The sequence below is a fragment of the Serratia sp. CoH_122_TC_1 genome (assembly GCF_058191755.1).
This window is the reverse complement of record NZ_JBXWLA010000006.1, coordinates 134,442-154,493: the sequence shown is the minus strand read 5'-3', so window position 1 is coordinate 154,493 and position 20,052 is coordinate 134,442. Positions and strand designations below refer to the sequence as shown.

The 20,052-nt window shown below is 54.0% G+C and carries 16 protein-coding genes and 1 tRNA gene; 3 read left to right on the top strand and 14 right to left on the bottom strand.

Features of this window, described 5'->3' with window-relative positions; translation table 11 throughout:
• From dppB to chiA, 3 genes are all read right to left on the bottom strand, one after another.
• On the bottom strand, positions 1-1,020 hold the full coding sequence (gene dppB, locus AC2FC2_RS09695) for a dipeptide ABC transporter permease DppB (protein ID WP_209637883.1): 1,020 nt from the start codon (positions 1,018-1,020) through the stop codon (positions 1-3).
• Between the two features lie 169 nt (positions 1,021-1,189).
• Positions 1,190-2,797, bottom strand: coding sequence for a dipeptide ABC transporter periplasmic-binding protein DppA (gene dppA / locus AC2FC2_RS09690; RefSeq protein ID WP_209637885.1), 1,608 nt, complete (start codon positions 2,795-2,797; stop codon positions 1,190-1,192).
• Positions 2,798-3,517: 720 nt separating this feature from the next.
• Positions 3,518-5,209, bottom strand: coding sequence for a chitinase ChiA (gene chiA, locus AC2FC2_RS09685; protein ID WP_265556431.1), 1,692 nt, complete (start codon positions 5,207-5,209; stop codon positions 3,518-3,520).
• Positions 5,210-5,584: 375 nt separating this feature from the next.
• Here chiA and AC2FC2_RS09680 point away from each other — a divergent pair, with 375 nt between their 5' ends.
• Together AC2FC2_RS09680 and AC2FC2_RS09675 are read left to right on the top strand one after the other, a co-directional pair.
• The gene (locus AC2FC2_RS09680; protein WP_490659143.1) at positions 5,585-5,875 is read left to right on the top strand and encodes a toxin-antitoxin system TumE family protein; all 291 of its coding nucleotides are present in this window, start codon (positions 5,585-5,587) and stop codon (positions 5,873-5,875) included.
• Positions 5,872-6,219, top strand: coding sequence for an HVO_A0114 family putative DNA-binding protein (locus tag AC2FC2_RS09675; RefSeq protein ID WP_490659142.1), 348 nt, complete (start codon positions 5,872-5,874; stop codon positions 6,217-6,219). The genes AC2FC2_RS09680 and AC2FC2_RS09675 overlap by 4 nt, the downstream gene beginning before the upstream one ends.
• 54 nt (positions 6,220-6,273) lie before the next feature.
• On the opposite strand, the gene AC2FC2_RS09670 is transcribed toward AC2FC2_RS09675, so the two are convergent.
• From AC2FC2_RS09670 to AC2FC2_RS09640, 7 genes are all read right to left on the bottom strand, one after another.
• A tRNA-Pro gene (locus AC2FC2_RS09670) sits at positions 6,274-6,350 on the bottom strand.
• Between the two features lie 120 nt (positions 6,351-6,470).
• Positions 6,471-7,802, bottom strand: coding sequence for an MFS transporter (locus AC2FC2_RS09665; protein ID WP_209637893.1), 1,332 nt, complete (start codon positions 7,800-7,802; stop codon positions 6,471-6,473).
• A 94-nt stretch (positions 7,803-7,896) separates the two neighbouring features.
• Positions 7,897-9,438: a signal transduction histidine-protein kinase/phosphatase UhpB gene (gene uhpB / locus AC2FC2_RS09660; protein ID WP_490659175.1), complete on the bottom strand. Its 1,542-nt coding sequence runs from the start codon at positions 9,436-9,438 to the stop codon at positions 7,897-7,899.
• Positions 9,438-10,028, bottom strand: a complete 591-nt coding sequence (uhpA, locus tag AC2FC2_RS09655) for a response regulator transcription factor UhpA (RefSeq protein WP_265556435.1) — start codon at positions 10,026-10,028, stop codon at positions 9,438-9,440. Before uhpA ends, uhpB begins: the two co-directional genes overlap by 1 nt.
• Positions 10,029-10,334: 306 nt before the next feature.
• Positions 10,335-12,029 (bottom strand): kdo(2)-lipid A phosphoethanolamine 7''-transferase, encoded by a 1,695-nt coding sequence (gene eptB, locus AC2FC2_RS09650; protein WP_209637898.1) that lies wholly within the window; start codon positions 12,027-12,029, stop codon positions 10,335-10,337.
• A 225-nt stretch (positions 12,030-12,254) separates the two neighbouring features.
• On the bottom strand, positions 12,255-12,680 hold the full coding sequence (locus tag AC2FC2_RS09645; protein WP_209637900.1) for an organic hydroperoxide resistance protein: 426 nt from the start codon (positions 12,678-12,680) through the stop codon (positions 12,255-12,257).
• 158 nt (positions 12,681-12,838) lie between these two features.
• A complete protein-coding gene (locus AC2FC2_RS09640; protein ID WP_265556438.1) occupies positions 12,839-13,303 on the bottom strand; it encodes a MarR family winged helix-turn-helix transcriptional regulator in 465 nt (154 codons plus the stop codon).
• A 109-nt stretch (positions 13,304-13,412) separates the two neighbouring features.
• Here AC2FC2_RS09640 and AC2FC2_RS09635 point away from each other — a divergent pair, with 109 nt between their 5' ends.
• On the top strand, positions 13,413-14,012 hold the full coding sequence (locus tag AC2FC2_RS09635) for an HD domain-containing protein (protein ID WP_209637904.1): 600 nt from the start codon (positions 13,413-13,415) through the stop codon (positions 14,010-14,012).
• Between the two features lie 3 nt (positions 14,013-14,015).
• Here AC2FC2_RS09635 and AC2FC2_RS09630 read toward each other — a convergent pair whose 3' ends face one another.
• From AC2FC2_RS09630 to AC2FC2_RS09615, 4 genes are all read right to left on the bottom strand, one after another.
• The gene (locus AC2FC2_RS09630; RefSeq protein WP_490659141.1) at positions 14,016-15,410 is read right to left on the bottom strand and encodes a carbohydrate porin; all 1,395 of its coding nucleotides are present in this window, start codon (positions 15,408-15,410) and stop codon (positions 14,016-14,018) included.
• Between the two features lie 245 nt (positions 15,411-15,655).
• Positions 15,656-17,059 (bottom strand): glycoside hydrolase family 1 protein, encoded by a 1,404-nt coding sequence (locus AC2FC2_RS09625; protein ID WP_490659140.1) that lies wholly within the window; start codon positions 17,057-17,059, stop codon positions 15,656-15,658.
• A 14-nt stretch (positions 17,060-17,073) separates the two neighbouring features.
• Positions 17,074-18,933, bottom strand: a complete 1,860-nt coding sequence (gene bglF, locus AC2FC2_RS09620) for a PTS beta-glucoside transporter subunit IIABC (RefSeq protein WP_490659139.1) — start codon at positions 18,931-18,933, stop codon at positions 17,074-17,076.
• Positions 18,934-19,194: 261 nt separating this feature from the next.
• Positions 19,195-19,953 (bottom strand): SDR family NAD(P)-dependent oxidoreductase, encoded by a 759-nt coding sequence (locus tag AC2FC2_RS09615; RefSeq protein ID WP_490659138.1) that lies wholly within the window; start codon positions 19,951-19,953, stop codon positions 19,195-19,197.
• Positions 19,954-20,052: the final 99 nt, after the last annotated feature.

Here is a 20,052-nt window from a genome sequence, read left to right as displayed (position 1 = left end):
TTATTTCTTGTGGCGAATACGCGGGTTGACCACGCCGTAGAGCACATCTACCAGCAGGTTAACCAGAATAATCATACAGGCGACCAGCAATACGCCGCCCTGAACGACCGGATAGTCGCGACGTTGCAGCGCATCCATCAGCCAACGCCCCAGCCCCGGCCAGGAGAAGATGGTCTCCGTCAGAATCGCGCCGGCGAGCATCGTACCGACCTGCAGACCGATCACCGTCACTACCGGCAACAAGGCATTACGGAGCGCGTGCACCACAATCACTCGCATGCGGCTCACACCCTTCGCACGCGCGGTACGGATGTAGTCTTCACCGAGCACTTCCAGCATTGAGGAGCGGGTCATACGCACGATAACGGCCAGAGGAATGGTACCCAATACGATTGCCGGCAGAATCATGTGCATCACAGCATCAATGAAGTCGCCAGGCTGGCCCCAGATCAGGGTGTCGATCAGCATAAAACCGGTTAACGGCAAGGTATCGTCCAGGAACACCGTGTCGCTGACCCGTCCCGAGACCGGCGTCAGGTTTAACTGCACCGACACCAGCATGATCAGCATCATGCCCCACCAGAAAATCGGCATCGAATAGCCGGTCAGTGAAATGCCCACTGCGGTATGATCGAATATCGAGCCTCGCCTGACCGCCGCCAGTACCCCCACCGGGATCCCGACCAGCACGGCGAAAAGCATCGCGCAGACGCCGAGTTCCAACGTCGCTTTAAAACGCGGGACAAACTCTTCCCATACGGAAATACGGCTTTTGAGGGACGTACCCAGGTCACCATGCAATACGTTGGATACGTAAGTGAAATACTGTTGATAGAGCGGTTTATCCAGCCCCATTTCCGCCATCAGCTGTGCATGGCGTTCTGCGGAGATCCCGCGTTCCCCGGCCATGATGGTCACCGGGTCACCCGGGATCATATGGACGAATGCAAAAGTCAGCAAAGTTATGCCGATAAACGTTGGGATAACTAACCCCAAACGTCGGAGTATGAACTGCAACATATCCCGAACTCTCTGTATCAATGCCCGGCAGCTCATCGTCCGCCAGGCTTATTAAAGCTCACACACTTTGAAAAACCCTGATGCCGTACGCCGGAGACTGCTCAGCAGGAGCGCAACCTGTTGCGCCCCTGCCAAGTCCATTCGTGTGTCGCCGACTGAACGGTCAGAATTAATCTAGAGAGACATTCTCAAAGTGATGCTTACCAAGCGGATCCACGACGTAGCCCTTCACTTCCTTACGCACTGGCTCGTACACGGTGGAGTGGGCGACAATCAGTGCCGGAGCCTGATCGTGCATCACTACCTGAGCTTGCTTGTAAAGTTCTACACGTTTTTCGTGGTTCGATTCGGCGCGCGCCGGTTGGATCAGATCTTCAAACGGCTTGTAGCACCAGCGAGAATAGTTGGAGCCGTCTTTCGCTGCGGCGCAGCTAAACAGCGTGGCGAAGAAGTTGTCCGGATCCCCATTGTCGCCGGTCCAGCCCATCATCACCGTCTGATGTTCGCCCGCTTTAGCGCGCTTGAGGTATTCACCCCACTCATAGGTCACGATTTTGGCTTTCACGCCGATTTTCGCCCAGTCGTTCTGGATCATTTCTGCCATGCGACGTGCGTTCGGGTTGTACGGACGTTGTACCGGCATCGCCCACAGATCGATGGAGAAACCGTCTGCCATGCCCGCTTCTTTCAACAGCTCTTTGGCCTTGACCGGATCGTAGGTGTAATCTTTCACCGCGTCGTTATAGCCCCACATGGTCGGTGGGATCAGGTTTTTAGCCGCCTGGCCTGCACCCTGATACACCGCATCGATGATCGCCTGCTTGTTGACGGCCAGGGTCAGCGCCTGACGCACTTTCAGGTTATCCAGCGGTTTTTTCTCAACGTTGAACGACAGGTAGCCCACGTTCAGCCCCGGTTGTTCCATCAGGTTGATGGTTTTGTCCTGCTTCATGCGTGCGATATCCGCCGGATTCGGGAACGGCATGACCTGGCATTCGTTTTTCTGCAGCTTGGCGTAACGCACTGAAGCGTCAGGCGTGATGGAGAACACTAAACGATCGATTTTCGGCTTGGTGCCCCAGAAACCGTCGAAGGCCTTATACAGAATTTTGGAGTCTTTCTGGTATTGCAGCAGTTGGAACGGACCGGTGCCGATAGGGTTCAGGTCGACTTTCTCTGGCGTGCCGGCCTTCATCATCACATCGGCGTATTCGGCAGACAGAATGGAAGCGAAGTCCATGCCCAGGTCAGCCAGGAATGGTGCTTCCGGACGGTTCAGCACGAAGCGCACGGTGGAATCATCCACTTTTTCAATTTTGGCGATCAGCTTCGGCATGTCCATGCCTTCAAAGTACTCATAGCTGCCGCCGGAGACTTTGTGATAGGCATTATTCGCGTCCAACTGGCGTTCGAAGGAGAACACCACGTCGTCGGCGTTGAAGTCACGGGTCGGCTTGAAGTCTTTGCTGCTCTGCCACTTCACGCCTTTACGCAGGTGGAAGGTGTAGACTTTGCCGTCTTCGCTAACGTCCCATTTTTCAGCCAGGCCCGGCTGCAGTTCGGTGGTACCGATTTTGAATTCGACCAGACGGTTGTAAATTGGCACCGAGCTGGCGTCATAGGTGGTACCCGAGGTGAACAACTGCGGGTTAAACCCTTCCGGGGAACCTTCAGAACAGTAAACCAACGTCTTGGCTTGCACGCTGGCCGCAACGGTCAGCGCAATCAGCCCGATACCGAATTTCAGAATCCCTGTTTTTCCCAAGGAACTTGTCATCGCGAGTGCTCCATTATGTGATGTGATGTGTGTATACCCTGCATCTTTCAAACTGCCGCGGCGTTGTCTGCGCTCTCTCACCCCAGTCAACTAAGCTCCCGGGGATTCATTCGATTGCCGCCTTGCTGCAGCTCGAAAGCTATTGGGTAATTACCGCCAGAGCCTGTATTTTTTATTGCGCGGCCTGTGCAGTCAGTGCCCGAAGGCTGGAAGGGATAATTGCTCGAGAGAGCCGGGTGGAACGTATCCCGGTGGGGGCGTCTGAGCGCGTGGAATTCACTCAAACAACTCTCGCTCTTACCCCTGAGGCTACCAAATTGCCAACTGTTTGGGGTGTCGTCAATATAACCAGTAGGGATTTACACAGACTGTGAGAAACAGCAAACAAACATAAAAAAAACCTTTCTTTAACAGTTACAGCATTAAAAATTATGCTATGCGGTTATTTTTAGTTCGATAGGCTACATGCCTGAAAGTTACTGGTGTTTAACTCCGATAAAAAACGGAAAAAGTTTGTTGCTGAATGATGAATATCTGAACGGTTATTTTTGTGATCGGCGTTAAAGACAGGATGAAATGCTGATTCCTTACCCGAAAGGGTGAGGCATTCCCGCACTTTTTAATCGAAGAGACGCCACAATCACTGCGCCGTAAAAAAACTTTCCTCTACCAAAAAGCCGGGGGCAAAGAAATATCCCCCGGCAACGTCGTACAACCGATTTATGGCGTGCCGGCACTGTTGCCCAGGCTGCTATTCATGTTGTTCAGAATGTCGCCGTTGTCAGCGTCAATCTCCCAAGAGAACAACCCACCCAACTGCTTATCCAACACATACTTGCCCTTTGCCTGCACCGAGCGTGCATCGTCGAACGTGATCAAATCGCCCGTTGAAGGTTTGAACACGTAAGGCGCTTCGGCGGTGGCGTCGTAGCTGTACTGCCATTCACCGCTCATGAACTGATTGGCGATTTGGCGATAATCCACGATGCCATTTTCCCAGGTCCCTTTTACCGGACCGGTCGCGGTGCCAGTGAACGGAATGTTGTTCTGGTAGCCATTCACGCCGGTCCAGCCACGGCCATACATGGCCGTACCCACGACGATTTTGCCCGGCTTCACACCCTGCGTCAGCAGCGCATTAACGCCATTCACCGTGGTATATGCCGTATCCGGTTTCCAGGATGGTGCTTTCAGTGCCGTCTGGTGGCCCAGGTTTTTCAGATCGAACGCGCCATAGAAGTCGTAGCTCATCAGGAAGATGTGGTCCATCGAGTTCTGTGCGGTGTTGTAATCTACCTTGTCGATCTTGTCCTTGCCGGCGCTGATGGCAGAGGTCAGTTCATACTTGCGACCGGTTTCTGCCGAAAGCTGGTCCAGCATGGCCCGCAGCTCTTTCATCAATTGCACATAGGTCGCCCCATCCTGCGCATTGCCCAGTTTCGGGTTAGCACCCTGTCCGCCCGGGAATTCCCAGTCAATATCCACACCGTCAAAGAACTTCCAGGTTTGCAGGAACTCCTTCACCGAGCCGACGAAACGATCGCGCTTCACCTTGTCGCCCATGAAGAAGAATGGGTCAGACAGTGTCCAGCCGCCGATCGATGGCAGGATTTTCAGGTCTGGACGCGCCTGCTTCAGCGCCATCAACTGACCAAAGTTCCCTTTGTAGGGGTCATCCCAGGCGGTAACGCCCTTTTGACCTTTCTGCAGCGCCGCGAACGGATCGTGGATCGACACTTTAAAGTCTTCACGGCCCTGGCAGGAACGCTGCAACGCCTGGAAACTGCCTTCGATCTCTTTCAGACTGTCGTTGATGCCATCACCGCCACAGATCGGGATAAACCCATACAGCAAATGCGTCAGGTTTTGCGCCGGCAATTTATCGACGGTGAAATTACGGCCGTAAACGCCCCATTCAACAAAATAAGAACCGACCACTTTCCCGGAGTCTTGCTTATAAGGCTTATTTTTTTCCAACAGCGGTTCTTTTAAGGGAGCCAAATGACTGCCGTCGGTATCGGCCACAACAATTTCGGTTGCGTCACTGGCGGTACAACCATCGGCATTACATAAGGATACCTGCATTTGATAACGGCCACCTTTATTCACCTTAAAGTTTGCCGTACCTGAAGCGCCGGTTGAGGCACCGCTCCAAACTTCTTTGCCATTTAATAAGACTTTTGCCGTAGTACCGGTATCGCCATTCCATAAATTCCATGAAACAGAAACATCAGCGGCATTTTTTACCTTCACCAGATTATTATAAGCCGTCGCAGCCTGATCGACCTCGACAATGGCGAACTTAGTATTGCCCCAGGCCAACGTCGGTTTGCCCGGTGCGGCGGCCTGGGCAGCAGAGCAGAGCGTGCTGCCGATCAACAGTGCCAACAGAGGTTTGTTAAATTTGCGCATAACTGATTCCTTTATTCCGAGAGGATAAACGTAAACTATTTAATGACGGCCGCCCATTATCGGAGCAAAACAATCCCGCAATAATCCTGGCCGATTAAATTAAATAAAAACGCATCTTTTCACGCGGCGGGAATTATCATTCTCGCGTTGTGCATTCAGACTATAGATAAAATAATCGTTAAAACAAGATGGCTATCAACCGGGTTTTATTAATCAGCGATGAATTTATTTAATAATGAATAACTGCTGTCAATAGGAATAAGGAATGTGAATTAATTACAGGGAAAGGACAACTATTTTTCACCCAACCAGCGTTGTCATCATTGACAACACCCGGAATGTGCGGTTATTTTAAACAACATGAAGGAGACGGAAGTGCCTTCTCGATTGATCTATCAGGACAAGATTCAGCTAACAAATAATGAATTCATACAGTTGGTCATTTGGCATGTCGAGCCACCTGTTCAGGGTAGCACTCATCACTATAAGTATAGGTTTGCCTATGTAAAAGAAGGCATTTGCCGTTTACGTTATGACAATGAGGCAGGTAAAGGCGATCACAAACATTTGGGCAATACAGAACAGCCGATTACGTTTACCCATCCCTTGGCACTGAAGCGACGTTTCTTCAGTGAAGTGGCGCAACTAAGAGGAGAAAAGGAATGAATAGAGTCACCATCCGGGTAGCTTCTCTTGAGAATGTTCAACGCAATATGGAAGAGGCCCTACAGGGTAATAAACAGCAGCAGGGAAGCTACATCACATTTTTAGATTGGGAAAGTCTGTGGAAAACCCTATCGCCTAAGAAAATGCAAATCCTGCATACCATGACCTGCAGTGGCGAACTTTCTATTAGAGAAGTGGCGCGCCGCGTTAAACGGGATGTGAAAGCGGTGCATACCGACCTACAAGCTCTGTTAGGCTGCGGTATTGTAGATAAAAGCGAACGGGGTGTCATTTTCCCCTATGACGAAATCCATTTTGACTTCGTGGTCGGTAAAGCGGCCTGAAGAACAAATAACAGGCGAAAAAAAACCTGCTTTAAAAAGCAGGTTTTTCGAATGTGGTCGGCGAGAGAGGATTCGAACCTCCGACCCACTGGTCCCAAACCAGTTGCGCTACCAAGCTGCGCTACTCGCCGATGCGGGGCGCATCTTACTGCTGACGATAATACGCGTCAATCACTTTCTTGCCCCGGCCAATCAAGTGGTGATAAAAGCGGCATAAAGCGCAGTACAGAGCCCTGTACCGCGCTTTGACGTTATGCCTGCGCGGTTTTCAACGCCGGTGATTGGGCGCGCAAGAACGGCAGCAGGAACAGCGCAGACAAACAGGCGGCGATTGAGATCACCACGAAGAAACCGTTCCAGTGCCAAATTTCCATGATCCGGGCAATCGGATAACCGGACAACGCCGCACCCAGATAGGCAAACAGGCCAACAAAGCCGGTTGCCGCGCCAGCAGCGTCCTTGTGCGAACATTCCGCCGCCGCCATACCGATCAGCATCTGCGGGCCAAAGATGAAGAAGCCGATGGCAAAGAAGCAGGCAGCCTGCAGCAGGAAGGTCACACCCGGCATGAGCCACAACGCGGCGACTGACAGGAAGATACCGATAGCGAAAATCAGGTTCATTGGCCCACGGTTACCGCGGAACAGTTTGTCAGACCCCCAGCCCGCCACCAGCGAGCCAATAAAGCCGCCCACTTCAAACAGAGAGATGGCCGAGTTGGCGGTCATCAGCGAATAGCCTTTTTCCTGCGTCAGGTACAGGTTACCCCAGTCGTTGATGGCGGTACGCACGATGTACACCAGGACGTAAGAGACCGCCAGCAGCCAGATGTATTTGTTGGTCAACACGTAACGCTTGACGATTTCCCGGTTGCTCAGCCCCTGGCCTTCCGATTCTTGCACCAGCTCCATGGCGTCGTTACGCCACTTACCGACGCTAGGCAACCCCATGGTGGACGGCTTGTCGCGCAGACGCCAGCACATCAACAGCCCCAACACCACACCGATGATGCCCGGAATAATCATGCCGTAGCGCCAGCTGAAGTGCAGCGAGATAAAGCCGACCAGCAGGGGGATCAGTGCGCCACCAAAGTTGTGCGAGGTGTTCCAAATCGCCCACCAGCCGCCGCGCTCGGAGCGGGAGTACCAGCTGGTAAGAATTTTGGAGCATGGCGGCCAGCCCCAGCCCTGGAAGAAGGCGTTGAGGATCCACAGCGTACCCAGCATCAGCAACGAAGAGCTAAGTCCGAAGAAAATATTGAGTATGCCGGTCATGATCAGGCCCAACCCCATAAAATAACGCGGGTTGGAACGATCGCTGATCATGCCTGAGATAAATTTCGAACAGCCGTAGGTGATGTAAAACAGCGTGCCAAGGATGCCGACATCGGACATCGTCAGGCCAAGATCGCTCAGCATCGCCGGCATGATGAAGTTGAAGCTTTTGCGCGTAAAGTAAAACGCGGCATAACCGATGTACATCGTCCACATCAGTTGGATACGCCAGTATTTATAGCTGGCATCGATCTGTTTTTGATCGGTAACCGGCGGCACATCCTGGCGGCTTTTAAGGAAAGACCACATGTGAAACCTCAGAGAATAGGAAAAGTGCCGCTATCATGCTGCGCGCGCGCGTAAATGACGTACGCCGGATTCCCGACGCGGCTAAGAGTATTTCCTAGTTTTGCCCTTCTGCCGTTGAAACTGTGGGTAAGATCACATTCAAACAGGTGCCGCTCCCCGACGTCAGTCGCAGGCTGCCACCCAGTGCGCTGATACGCTCTTGCATACCGCGCAGACCATAGCCCGGCTCATGATTGGTCAAATCGATACCGATGCCGTTATCGCGAATGGTCAGCAAGATTTGCGGTGGTTGCCCTTTACGATGGCGAAGATGTGCATCCAGCTCAATGCGGCTGGCGGCGGCATGGCGGCAGACGTTAGTCACCCCCTCTTGGCAGACCCGATACAGGGTAATTTTCAGCGTTTCATCCAGCAACGCATCCGGTACCTGCCACTGCATCGTACTCACCAACGACGTATCTTGCGGCAACGACTCACGCAGCATTGCCGCGACCGCCGCCGACAGCGGCAGATTATTCAGCGCAGCGGGCCACAATTGCGTCAGTACGTCGTGGACGCCGTCATACACCCGCAGCGCCAACGTATCTATCGCCTCGGCACAACCAATGACCTGCGGCTGCGGCGCCAGACGCTTGATAATACTGGCTTGGGTACGGATCACGGTGATAGTTTGCCCGACTTCGTCGTGTAGCTCCCGCGCAACCTCACGCCGAGTCTGCTCTTCCGCTGTCACCAACGCGCGTGCCAGTTGACGGTTCTCTGCCAAGCGCAAACGGAGTTGTTGATTTAGCTCTCGTTGGCGCTGAATCCCCGCGCCGAGCAGCAAACCGGTGAGACTCTGGGCCAATAGCGACAGCAACAGATCGCGATGCGATTCCGGTTGAGGCGGCTCGTTGGCCACCAGCACCACACCGTTGAGCAGCGTCGCCAGCAGCGCCCCCTGCCAGCCATAGCGATAGGACATAAAAACGATCGGGATGGCCAGACAAAACGGCGCGAATCGGCGCAGTTCGGCGGCGTTCACCTGCTGTTGCAGCCAGATACTGAGTGCAAACAACAGCAAATAGCTGGCCAGATGGCGCAGCCGCAAGGTCACAGGTTTATGGATCAGGCCCGGCTCGAGCGGCACCCAGATCTGCCGCGCCAGATAATGCCACAGCAACAGACAGGTCGGGGCGATAGTGAAACCGCCCGCCAACCCAAGCAACAGCGCACGGGCACCTTCGCCGTTAACCACCTGCCACACCAACGCCTGTAGCAATGCGGCGGCCGCTACCACCGCCCCCTGCATCAGCGGCCATTGCCATTCGCTGTCACTTTGTTGATGCCGCAGCAACCAAGGGGAAGCCACCAGGCTGAGCAGTACCGTCAACACCAGTACCACGACCGAGGCCCACAGCGCTGGCCCGTAACCAAATTGATCCGCCAACAACACCATCAGCAGTAAGTCAGCCAGCAAAATACCCGGCCAGAAGCGGTAAGGGCTTTGCAGCAGAATGCCCATGCGCAGGCCAAACGGGAATAACAACAGCGCCTGCCACGGCGGATCGATTAGCGCCGTGCCGATACCCCACAGGCAAAATGCACTGGTGGCATAGATAAAAAACAGCGCCAGTTGGGTAATCAGGCGCTGCATCACAGGTTTAGCATCCGCTTCGCCAGTTCGACATTATTGTTAATGCCCAACTTGGCAAACAGATTGGCGCGGTGTACGTGTACCGTTTTCGGCGATAATCCCAACGCCGCAGCAATTTCCCGCACCTCTTGTCCCTGCGCCAGCAACAGCGCGATTTCACGTTCGCGACGCGTCAGGGGATCGACCTTGACTCGCGCCAACTGCTGGGCAATTTCAGGCATCAGGTATACGCCCCCACTGGCGACGGTGCGCACCGCGGTGATCAGGTCTTCTGGCTTACAGCGCTTGGACAAAAAACCACAGGCACCGCGTTCCAGGGCCATTTCCACCAGCGCCGGGTTATCATGCATCGACAGCATCACCACGCGAATACCGGAGGGAATATCCGCCAGTAAATCCAGCCCGCTGCCGTCCGGCATCGAAATGTCACAAATGCAGATCTCCGCCTCCAAACCCGGCAAACCGGCACGTGCCTGCGTCGCGCTGCTGAATTCCCCGACCACTTGAATGTCCGCCTCCAGCGACAACAGTTGCACAAAGCCCGATCGCACAATGTCATGATCGTCAATAAACGCCACGCGCAAGGTCATGGAAATCTCCAGTTCGAGGGGGAAAGTGCCCAAGTATACCCTATAGCTTTCAAGTTGCAGCTAGGCGCACAGCTCGTTCATCCCCAGGTATTGTAGGGGCGCCGCATGCTGCGCCCGCATTAATCGGGGCGAATTTATTCGCCTCCTACAGTAACTGGGGTGAACGACAAATCTGTCGGGAATAGATTTGAACGCTGCAACGTGAAAGATGACGGGTATATACCGCAAGCCTGAGCCGGATTAATTGATGAAGGAAAGGTATTAACAGATTTTACCGGGCGCTATGCGCGCCCGGTATTGTAGAGGTTACAGCGGTGTTGCCGGCGTTTTGTCCTGAGGAATATTACACCAGTTATTTTTCGCCACGATGCCGCCGTTTGGCGAGGTGTAACCGAGGCAGCCGAGAATGGTATCGAACAGCTCGACATGGCGATGTGTCTTGCCAACACGCTGTTGAGCCTGCAATTGCTCAAATGCACTGCGATGCTGCGGGTCTTCCAGGAACTTGTCAGACGCCCACACCATCATTGGCACGCGGAACTGCTCCGGTGGGGCCATTTCACGCGGCGTGCCATGCAGGTGCGAGTTCTCGCCAATCGATTCACCGTGATCGGACGAATAGAACACAATCGCCTTCTTCTCCCGCACCTGATCAATCACGTTAGCGATAAAGCTGTCGGTATACAGCACCGAGTTATCGAAGGCGTTAATCAATTGATCCTTGGAACAGAAGTCATCGACGCCGATACACTCAGGCTGATAGCGCGCATAGCTACGTGGATAACGTTGGGAATAGAGATAATGTGAGCCTTTGGTGTGCAGGATCACCATGTGTTTGCCCTTTGGATAGCGGGCCAGCGACTCCTTCATTTCATCCACCAGCAACATATCGTCAACCGATTTACCGTCGTTACGTTTCTCGGAGGCAATCATCTCGCGGAACGAATAGTTGTTAACTTCGGTATTGTTGTAGAACCAAACCTCGCTCTGCATGGCGAACAGTTCTGAAGTGAAACCCAGCTCCTTCAGTACCGCAAACACGTTTTGTTCTTTCAGGGTACGTTGCGGATTATCGGCCGCCCCACCTTCCCGCACGAACATACAGCGCAGAGAAAGCTTGGTGGCGGTATCACAGGACTCACCGCGGAACGCCGCCAGATTTTTCTCTTTGGACAACCGTGGGGTGGTGTCACGATCGTAACCAAGAATACCCATGTGATCCCAACGCGTGGTTTCGCCAATGATAAACACGACATAGGTGTCATCAATATCGGCTGGCGGCACATAGGTAAAATTTTTGGCCGGGTCGAACAGCGTCGCCTGATCCTGGCTCTCGTCGTAACGGGTATAGGCAAACAGCCCCAGCGCCGACAGCCAGTTGGATGGCAAATAGGAATGCGCCACGACGCCGCCGTAACTTGGCAGGTCTACATTGGTGATTTTTTCCTGAGCACTTTGTTCGTCGTCCAGCATACGCAGCGGTAGCCACACGAGTGCCACCACGGCCACCAGCACCACCAAGGGCTTCACTCGGTGCCCAGGCGTTTTTAGCTGTTCAATCAGCGTGTAACGCAGATTGTTTTTCCAAATACACAGCAGCGGCAATGCACTGAGCACCACCATCCACAACACAAAGTGCATCCCTACCACTTCTTTAGACAGATCGATATCCGTGGTCATCACCGAAACGACAATGCCGTAACCAATCACCACGTTAAAAAACGTCATGTAATAACTGGCCGCAACGGAGATCAGAACCAACAACGAAGCGGTGATGCGGTAGAACAGCCGGCCGCCAAGCGACACCAGCCGCATAATAAAGAAGGTGAATAGAACGATGGCGATAACCTCAGTTACCGCGGAAATAACCTTAATCCCCTGAATGCCGTGTGAAAACGAATCAAAGCGACGATAAAAAACGGAAAGGTTTAAAAATATGCCGATATAGATCGCTAACAATAACGATAAATTCTGCTGTGATAGCGATTTAACTTTGTTCATTTAACGCGGTGGCTCCGGGGACTGTAACAGTTCTGAATCAATCAGACATTGAATGTGGCCTCAGGTTCAGCCGCTCGGCAATAAGCGCTATTTTGGGGGTAATAATCAAGCGAATTCTCAAATGGCAGGCATTTTTTGCTGCTTTTTGTGAGACGAAACCGGCGTGGGCAAAACAAAAAATGGAGAGATTAAACCCTCCATTTTTTAATGGTATCGGTAAGAGAATTATTTAATGTTCAGCGTGACATCAATATTGCCGCGGGTAGCGTTGGAATAGGGGCAAACGACATGGGCTTTTTTCACCAGGTCTTCCGCCACACTGCGCTCGATACCCGGCAGAGTAATATCCAGTTGTACTTCGATACCGAACCCATTGGGGATTTCACCAATGCCAACGGTGCCGTCAATTTTGGCATCGGCCGGGATTTTGACTTTTTCTTTCGCCGCGACAAACTTCAGCGCGCCCAGGAAGCAAGCCGAATAGCCGGCGGCAAACAGCTGTTCCGGGTTGGTGACGTCACCGCCTGCACCGCCCATTTCCTTCGGCACGCCCAGTTTGACATCCAACACGCCGTCGGATGAGGTCGCACGGCCATCGCGGCCACCGGTTGCTGTGGCATGAGCGCGGTAAACAACTTTTTCAATCGACATAAATCATTCCTTCTTTTGGGTTGGAGGCATGACATCGGATCCCATTGTCTGAATCCGGTCACAGGTATATCTTTTGCGATTAAATCGCACACTATTTATATTGACCACGTATTCTCAGTGTAGCGCAGGATCGTCGATCCTGCGTCTGGCACCGGTCGTCAAATCTGATCGATCAACTTGCCACGCAGCTTTTCCAGCTGCTGCTTGATATTCACGATTTCATCGAGGCTGCAATCGGTGGCACACATCACCGCTTCCGGCACCGCCTGCGCTTTCTCACGCAGCGCGCGCCCGGCATCAGTTAACGCGATAATCACCTGCCGCTCGTCGGCAGTGGCACGGTAACGCACCAACAACCCTGCGCTCTCGAGCCGTTTCAGCAATGGCGTTAACGTTGCCGAATCGAGAAACAGCCGCTCGCCAATGTCCGTGACTCTGACTTCGTCCCGTTCCCACAGCACCAGCATCACCAAATATTGCGGATAGGTGAGCTCAAGCTGGCTCAGCAATTTGCGATACACCTTGTGCAGCGCCAGGTTGGCGGAGTACAGGGCAAAACACAGCTGCTGATCGAGCAGCAGCAGGTTTTTCGCAAGGGGTTGTTCGGCGTCTTTGATTTTCATATTGTGAATATAGGTAGCGCACGATGTAATCGCAAGCTATTTTTAAACCCTGTGCTACGTTTTTAAAACAGAGGATGTCACAGCAGAGTGCTGTGTGGAGGGAATGGACATGACGAACACATTGGCAGAGCGTGCACGCCGTTACGCCACTAAAGCGCATGCGGCGATTGATCAGCGTCGAAAATATACTAATGACGCTTATATTGTTCACCCGCAGGCAGTGATGGAAATTGTCAGTAGCGTGCCGCACAGTGAAGAAATGCTGGCCGCGGCCTGGCTGCACGACACGGTAGAAGATACACCCACAACGCTCAGCGATATCGAAAGCCATTTTGGGCCGCAGGTCGCCGCCCTGGTTGCGATGCTGACCAACGTCAGCAGCACCGGCGGCGGTAACCGCTTCGAACGCAAAAATCGCGATCGACGCCACAGCGCCACGGCTTCTCCAGAGGCCAAAACCATCAAACTGGCAGATATGATCGACAACACCCGCTCACTGCTTGAATACGATAGCCATTTTGCACGGACTTACCTGATCGAAAAACAGCGGTTGCTGGACGTGCTGACCGAAGGCGATCCGACGCTGTGGAAGCAAGCACACCACATTGTCGAACAGGGGCTGCAAAAGCTGCAATTACCGCCGCATAACGTCCCGGCGAGCTGGTTCGAACATACGCGCCAGCGCTACCGGGAAAGTGACGCGGCGTAACCGTCAAAAAGTCACCACCGTTTTAAGCGCCGTCACCCAGGCATCTTGCGTTTCGTTGACGCCCGCCGGATGGTGCCAATATTGCACCCCCGGTTGTAACTGCAGCCACGGAGTGACGTTGAAGCGGTAATAGAGTTCCGCCGTCACTGAGTGCCCCGGTACCGGGTGATAGTTGGGATCGTTATAGTCGGTAGCCTTGTTGATCTGATTCAAATAGCGCTGGTTATCCTGATAATGGCTGCTCAGCTTGACCATCGATACGCCCAAGCCCAGCCAATCATCCGGGCGCGCATCAAACAGCCCGCGATAACGAATGCCGGTCGAAGTGGAGTAATGCATATAGTTGGAGCGCTGATCCGCCAGCCCCAGGCTGTAGAACAGGCTAAGACCGCGATTAGCGTCATCCGGGTGGCGCGTTACCTGCTGGTTAAAGCCGGTGTACAGGAACCAGGTGCGATCATGGCTGCGATAGCCGTTCGGATCGCTCGCCCCTGGGCCACCAGAGGCTCCCTCATACAAATCCTGCTGGCTGGCATTGGTAAATAACACGCCAATATTGTAGACCCCCGGCAACTGATTGACCGCGTTGGTTTTCAATTCCAGTTCCATCGGCAACAACACGCCCTTGCTGCCCTTGGTCGACCAACTCCAGGCATGGCTGCGGCTTGGGGCACTCGGGTTTTGCTCCAGCACACCGGTTTTAAAGGTCAGCCCATCGGTCAGTTTATATTGCAAGGTGGTGCCCCAGTAGTGGACGTTCCAGTTATACCAAGTCAATGAGTTGGCCGATTTGCCGCCGCACAGGGTCAACGTTTGGAAATCGCAGGGAATGATCTGATCGAAATCCTGCACCTTGTTCATCATGCCGATGCGCCATTGCAGCCGGCGATCGAGAAAACTGCGGCTAAAGGTCAGCCAACCCAACCGGGTGATCGACTGGCCGCCATAGCTTTCCTGCGACAGATCGGTCGGGTTGACGCGGGGATCCTGCAGGCGATCGCGTGTCAGGTTGTTATCATGGTTGCGGTTAACGATATTGCCTTCAATTACCGCATCCGGAATACCCGTCAGCGCCTGCAGATCCTGACTGAAGGTCAGCGAGAACTGATCGATATAAGAAGCCTGCTTGTCGTGGTTATATCCACCGCCAGCGTTATAAGAAAGCTGGCTGAGGTAACCCAGATTATAGTGAAAACCATGATCTTCCAGGATCGGCCTGATCCCTAACATATCCCCCAACAGCCCTGCCTGCGGCGGTTCGAAGCCAAGTGCGACACCTTGCCATTTGGCGGTGGGTGCCTCCACGTCTTTGGCTGCCTGCAAGGTTTCGGCCTGTGCGCCGGCGCAGGCCAGCAATAACCCGGCGAGGGTAACAAAGTGAGGTAATGGGTATTTCATTATTATATTTCTCCAACATATTGATACCCGACGGATTTCGAATTGCAGTAAGGCGGCAAGCGTGGGAGTCCCCTGGAGCTTACTGAAGTAAGTGACAGGGGTGAGCACGCGTCGCCAACAATGCGGCGGTTTGAAATACGGGGGTAGCTGCGGGCAACAGCATTCCCTGGGGGTAATTCCCCAAACATTGGCAGCAGTAGATAAAGGTAATAACCCGGTGGTTGCCACCGGGGGATGGATAAAACTTAGGCTTTGTCTTTCAGGCTGTTACCGTTGCTTTGGATCACGTCACGATACCAGTAGAAACTCTTTTTGCGGCGGCGTTCCAGGCTGCCGTTACCGGCATCGTCGCGGTCGACATAAATAAAGCCGTAGCGCTTGGACATCTCGGCTTTCGAGGCACTGACCAGATCGATCGGCCCCCAACTGGTGTAGCCCATCACTTCTACGCCGTCGTCGATCGCTTCCGCCACCTGTACCAGATGGTCGTTAAGATAATTGATACGGTAGTCATCGTTGATGCTGCCATCAGCTTCAATGCGGTCCTTCGCCCCCAGTCCGTTTTCCACGATAAACAGCGGTTTTTGGTAGCGGTCATACAACACATTCAGCAAATAGCGCAGACCAACGGGATCGATCTGCCAACCCCATTCTGAACTGGCTAAGTGCGGATTCGGCACCATATTGAGAATGTTGGCGCGGGCGGCGTTGTTTTGCTGTTCGTCGGTAGTGACGCAGCCGCTCATGTAATAGCTGAAGGAGATAAAGTCGATGGTTTCGCGCAGCGCCTGGCGGTCTTCGGCGGTGATCTCGACCTGAATGCCGTTTTCGCGGAAATAACGCCGCATATAGGCCGGATAATCGCCGCGTGCCTGTACGTCGCCAAAGAACAACCAGTCACGGTTTTGGCGCTGGGTTTCCAGCACATCCTCCGGTCTGCAGCTCAGAGGATAGACAATGCCGCCCAGCAACATATTGCCAATTTGGCCGCCCGGCACAAGGTCATGGCAGGCTTTTACCGCTTTTGCGCTGGCCACTAACTGGTGGTGGATCGCCTGATAAATCTCGCTCTTGCTGCTGTCTTCCTTCAGCCCGACACCGGTAAAGGGCGCGTGCAACGACATATTGATCTCGTTAAAGGTCAGCCAATGCTTCACCTTATGCTTATAGCGTTCGAACACAGTGCGCGCGTAGTGCTCAAAAAATCCGATGGTCTTGCGGTTACCCCACCCGCCGTAGTTCTTCACCAAGCCATACGGCATTTCGTAGTGTGACAGGGTGATCAATGGCTGAATGCCGTACTTTGCCATTTCATCGAACAGCCGGTCATAGAACGCCAAGCCGGCTTCATTCGGGACATCCTCATCGCCCTGCGGGAAAATACGCGTCCAGGCGATAGAGGTGCGCAGGCACTTAAAGCCCATTTCAGCGAACAGCGCGATATCCTGGGGATAACGATGATAAAAATCGATCGCCACGTCCTTGATACCGCTGTCGCCCTCGACCCGCGGTGTTATCGCGCCGAAGATGCCGTGCGGCTGCAAATCAGAGGTCGACAGCCCTTTGCCGTCGGTCTGATAGGCTCCTTCCACCTGATTGGCCGCGACCGCACCGCCCCACAGAAAATGGTCTGGGAATTTGCTGCTCATCGTTTTCTCCTCGGTTAACGTAATAAAGTCAGCAGTGGCGCCTGTTCCTGCACCCTGCTCTCGCCGCTGGCCAAGACCTCGACGTAGTCATCGCTGTTGCTGATGATGATCGGTGTCGTCGTGTCGAAGCCGGCGGCATGGATCGCCGCCTGGTCAAACTCAATCAGTAGATCGCCTGGCTGCACCCGGTCCCCCTCTTGCACATGGGCGCTGAAATGCAGACCGTCGAGCTTGACCGTATCTATGCCGACGTGGATTAAAATCTCCGCGCCATCGTCCGACTCAATGCCGATGGCGTGCCGGGTTTTAAACAATGAGGCCACACGCCCGGCGACCGGCGACACCACCCGGCCTTGCTGCGGGGCAATCGCTACCCCCTTGCCCAACAGACCGCTGGCAAAAGTGGCATCATTGACCTGTTCCAGCGGCATCACGTCACCGGCAATCGGGCTAACAACGCACTCTTTGCGGTTAAGGGGGGCGGGAGGTGTCGGTTCCTCGTGAGTTTCGGCAGGTGCAACACCGAATAGATAGCTGGCCACCGCCGCGAAACAAAACGACAGTAAACTACCGACGATTGCGCCCCATACCGTGGCGTCAAAGCCACCGGAAGGAATAATCTGCGCAAAGGTGAAGATGTTCACCAGGCCAAAGGAGTAGGTAGCGGTATGGAAATAACCGATCACCGCCCCACCAAGCGCACCGCCAATACAACCAAAGATAAACGGCCGTTTGTTCGGCAAGGTCACGCCATACACCGCCGGCTCGGTGATACCAAAGATCCCGGCGCCAATCGCGGAACCTGCCAACGCCCGCAATTTGGCATCACGGGTACGCAACATCACACCCAGCGTCGCCCCTACTTGCCCCATCACGGCCGGCAACAGCAGCGGTACCATGGTGTCGCGGCCAAATACGCTCAGGTTGTTGATCATCAACGGCACCAGCCCCCAATGCAGACCGAAGATCACGCACACCTGCCACATCGCTCCCATAAAGGCGCCTGCAATGATGGGATTGAACGCGTAGATACCCTGATAACCGTTGGCCAACAGGTGGCTAAGCCAGGTTGCCGCGGGGCCAATCAGCAGGAATGTCAGCGGAACGGTAATCACCAGGCACAACAAGGGCGTGACAAAATTGCGCAACGCACTGTGGATCACCCGGTTAAATAGTGGCTCCAACCGGCATGAAACCCAGGCGGCGAAAATAATCGGAATCACCGACGAGCTGTAGTTGATAAAGGTCAGCGGAATGCCGAAGAAATATTCACGCACCGCGTCAGGCTGCTGTGCGGCATTGAATGCCGCCATCATCAGCGGATGGGTCAATGCACCGCCGATTGCCATGGTAATAAAGGGATTACCGCCGAACTTTTTACCGGCGGTATAACCCAGCATAATCGGCAGGAAATAGAACAGGGCATCGCTGGCGGCAAACAACATTTTATAGGTACCGCTGCTCTCCAGCAGCCAGCCACAAGCCAGGCTCAACGCCAGGAAACCTTTCAGGATCCCCGAAGCCGCCATCACCCCCAACAGCGGTGTAAAAATGCCGGACACCACGTCAATGAATCGGCTGAACAGGTTTTCCTTTTTTCCGTCATCATCCGCCGACACGCCATCACCCAAGCTACCGACCTGATTGACTGCGTTATAAACTTCCGCAACGTGATTACCCACAACCACCTGAAACTGCCCGCCACTTTCCACCACCATGATCACACCGGGATTTTTTTTCAGCGCAGCGGCATCGGCACGCTGGTTGTCGCGCAGTTTGAACCGCAGGCGGGTAGCACAGTGCACCAAACTTCTCACGTTGTCGCGGCCACCGACGCCGGCCAAAATCTCACGGGCTAATGTTTCATATTTCATCGCGTTACCCTTAAAATCCACGTTCTGCCGACCTCCGTAGCGCGATGGCCCATCGCCGTTACGGAATTCAGCGCAAAAAAAAACCTAAACCTCATGGCCTCTGCACCCAGACGGGAACAGAAACGCGAGGTTTAGGTTTTGCCTGCCGAAGCAGTGACAACCCTAAATCGGTTGAGCTAAGACGTTAACACTCCCTATTTTGCTGGAGCAAGACCCTACGGCGCCAAATTATTGAACTGTGACCCAGCAGACAAAACCACGTCAGTGGGCGAAATAGTGCATACCGCCGTCTACCGGGATAACCGCACCCGTGATATATCGCGCGAGCGGGGAACACAGAAACGCCGCCAGATTGGCCACATCTTCCGGCTCGCCAAAGTAACCGATCGGGATGTTCTGAGCGATAAACGCCAGGCGTGCCGCCTCGGTCGGGTGCAGCTTTTCACGTACCTGTTCGCTGTTAATCCGCCCGGGTTGCAGCGTATTGACGGTAATGCCTTGTGCCGCTACTTCCCCCGCTAACCCTTTGGCCCACAAATGTATTGCCCCCTTGGCAGCCGTCGCAGCATTCAGACTGCGTGGTTCCATCGAGCCGCTGATGTTGATGACCCGCCCCCATCCCTGCGCCTGCATGCCGGGCAACAGTGCGTGAGTCACCCGACGCGCCGGCGTGAAGTTCAGGGCAAACGCCTCTTCCCAACCCGCATCGCCTTCACTCAATGCGGTCGGGCGGGCACCGCCAACGGCATTAATCACAATATCAATGGTTCCAAACCGGCCCATAGCTTGCGCAAGCATGCTGTCGAGCGCTCCCGCATCGGTAATATCCGCCGCAATCACCCAGGGCCGTACGCCACCCGCTTGTTCTACCTCATCAGCCAGAGCCAGTAAGCGATCTTCACGGCGGGCGGTCGCCACCACGGATACCCCCTGCGCAGCCAGCACCCGGACCATACCCGCACCGATCCCCTCACTCGCACCGGTCACCAGCGCGACACGCCCCTTCAGCCGCAAATACATAAGATTACCTTATTTAATAATTCAATCTGGTTACAACGATAATGCCATTGAATCACACCCTACTCTGTGTGAATATTCCATAAATTTGCAACGATACTG

Coding starts and splice junctions, on each gene's coding strand:
- dppB (WP_209637883.1), bottom strand. CDS start 1,020: ATGTTGCAGTTCATACTCCGACGTTTGGGGTTAGTTATCCCAACGTTT.
- dppA (WP_209637885.1), bottom strand. CDS start 2,797: ATGACAAGTTCCTTGGGAAAAACAGGGATTCTGAAATTCGGTATCGGG.
- chiA (WP_265556431.1), bottom strand. CDS start 5,209: ATGCGCAAATTTAACAAACCTCTGTTGGCACTGTTGATCGGCAGCACG.
- AC2FC2_RS09675 (WP_490659142.1), top strand. CDS start 5,872: ATGAATAGAGTCACCATCCGGGTAGCTTCTCTTGAGAATGTTCAACGC.
- AC2FC2_RS09665 (WP_209637893.1), bottom strand. CDS start 7,802: ATGTGGTCTTTCCTTAAAAGCCGCCAGGATGTGCCGCCGGTTACCGAT.
- uhpB (WP_490659175.1), bottom strand. CDS start 9,438: ATGCAGCGCCTGATTACCCAACTGGCGCTGTTTTTTATCTATGCCACC.
- uhpA (WP_265556435.1), bottom strand. CDS start 10,028: ATGACCTTGCGCGTGGCGTTTATTGACGATCATGACATTGTGCGATCG.
- eptB (WP_209637898.1), bottom strand. CDS start 12,029: ATGAACAAAGTTAAATCGCTATCACAGCAGAATTTATCGTTATTGTTA.
- AC2FC2_RS09645 (WP_209637900.1), bottom strand. CDS start 12,680: ATGTCGATTGAAAAAGTTGTTTACCGCGCTCATGCCACAGCAACCGGT.
- AC2FC2_RS09640 (WP_265556438.1), bottom strand. CDS start 13,303: ATGAAAATCAAAGACGCCGAACAACCCCTTGCGAAAAACCTGCTGCTG.
- AC2FC2_RS09635 (WP_209637904.1), top strand. CDS start 13,413: ATGACGAACACATTGGCAGAGCGTGCACGCCGTTACGCCACTAAAGCG.
- AC2FC2_RS09630 (WP_490659141.1), bottom strand. CDS start 15,410: ATGAAATACCCATTACCTCACTTTGTTACCCTCGCCGGGTTATTGCTG.
- AC2FC2_RS09625 (WP_490659140.1), bottom strand. CDS start 17,059: ATGAGCAGCAAATTCCCAGACCATTTTCTGTGGGGCGGTGCGGTCGCG.
- bglF (WP_490659139.1), bottom strand. CDS start 18,933: ATGAAATATGAAACATTAGCCCGTGAGATTTTGGCCGGCGTCGGTGGC.
- AC2FC2_RS09615 (WP_490659138.1), bottom strand. CDS start 19,953: ATGTATTTGCGGCTGAAGGGGCGTGTCGCGCTGGTGACCGGTGCGAGT.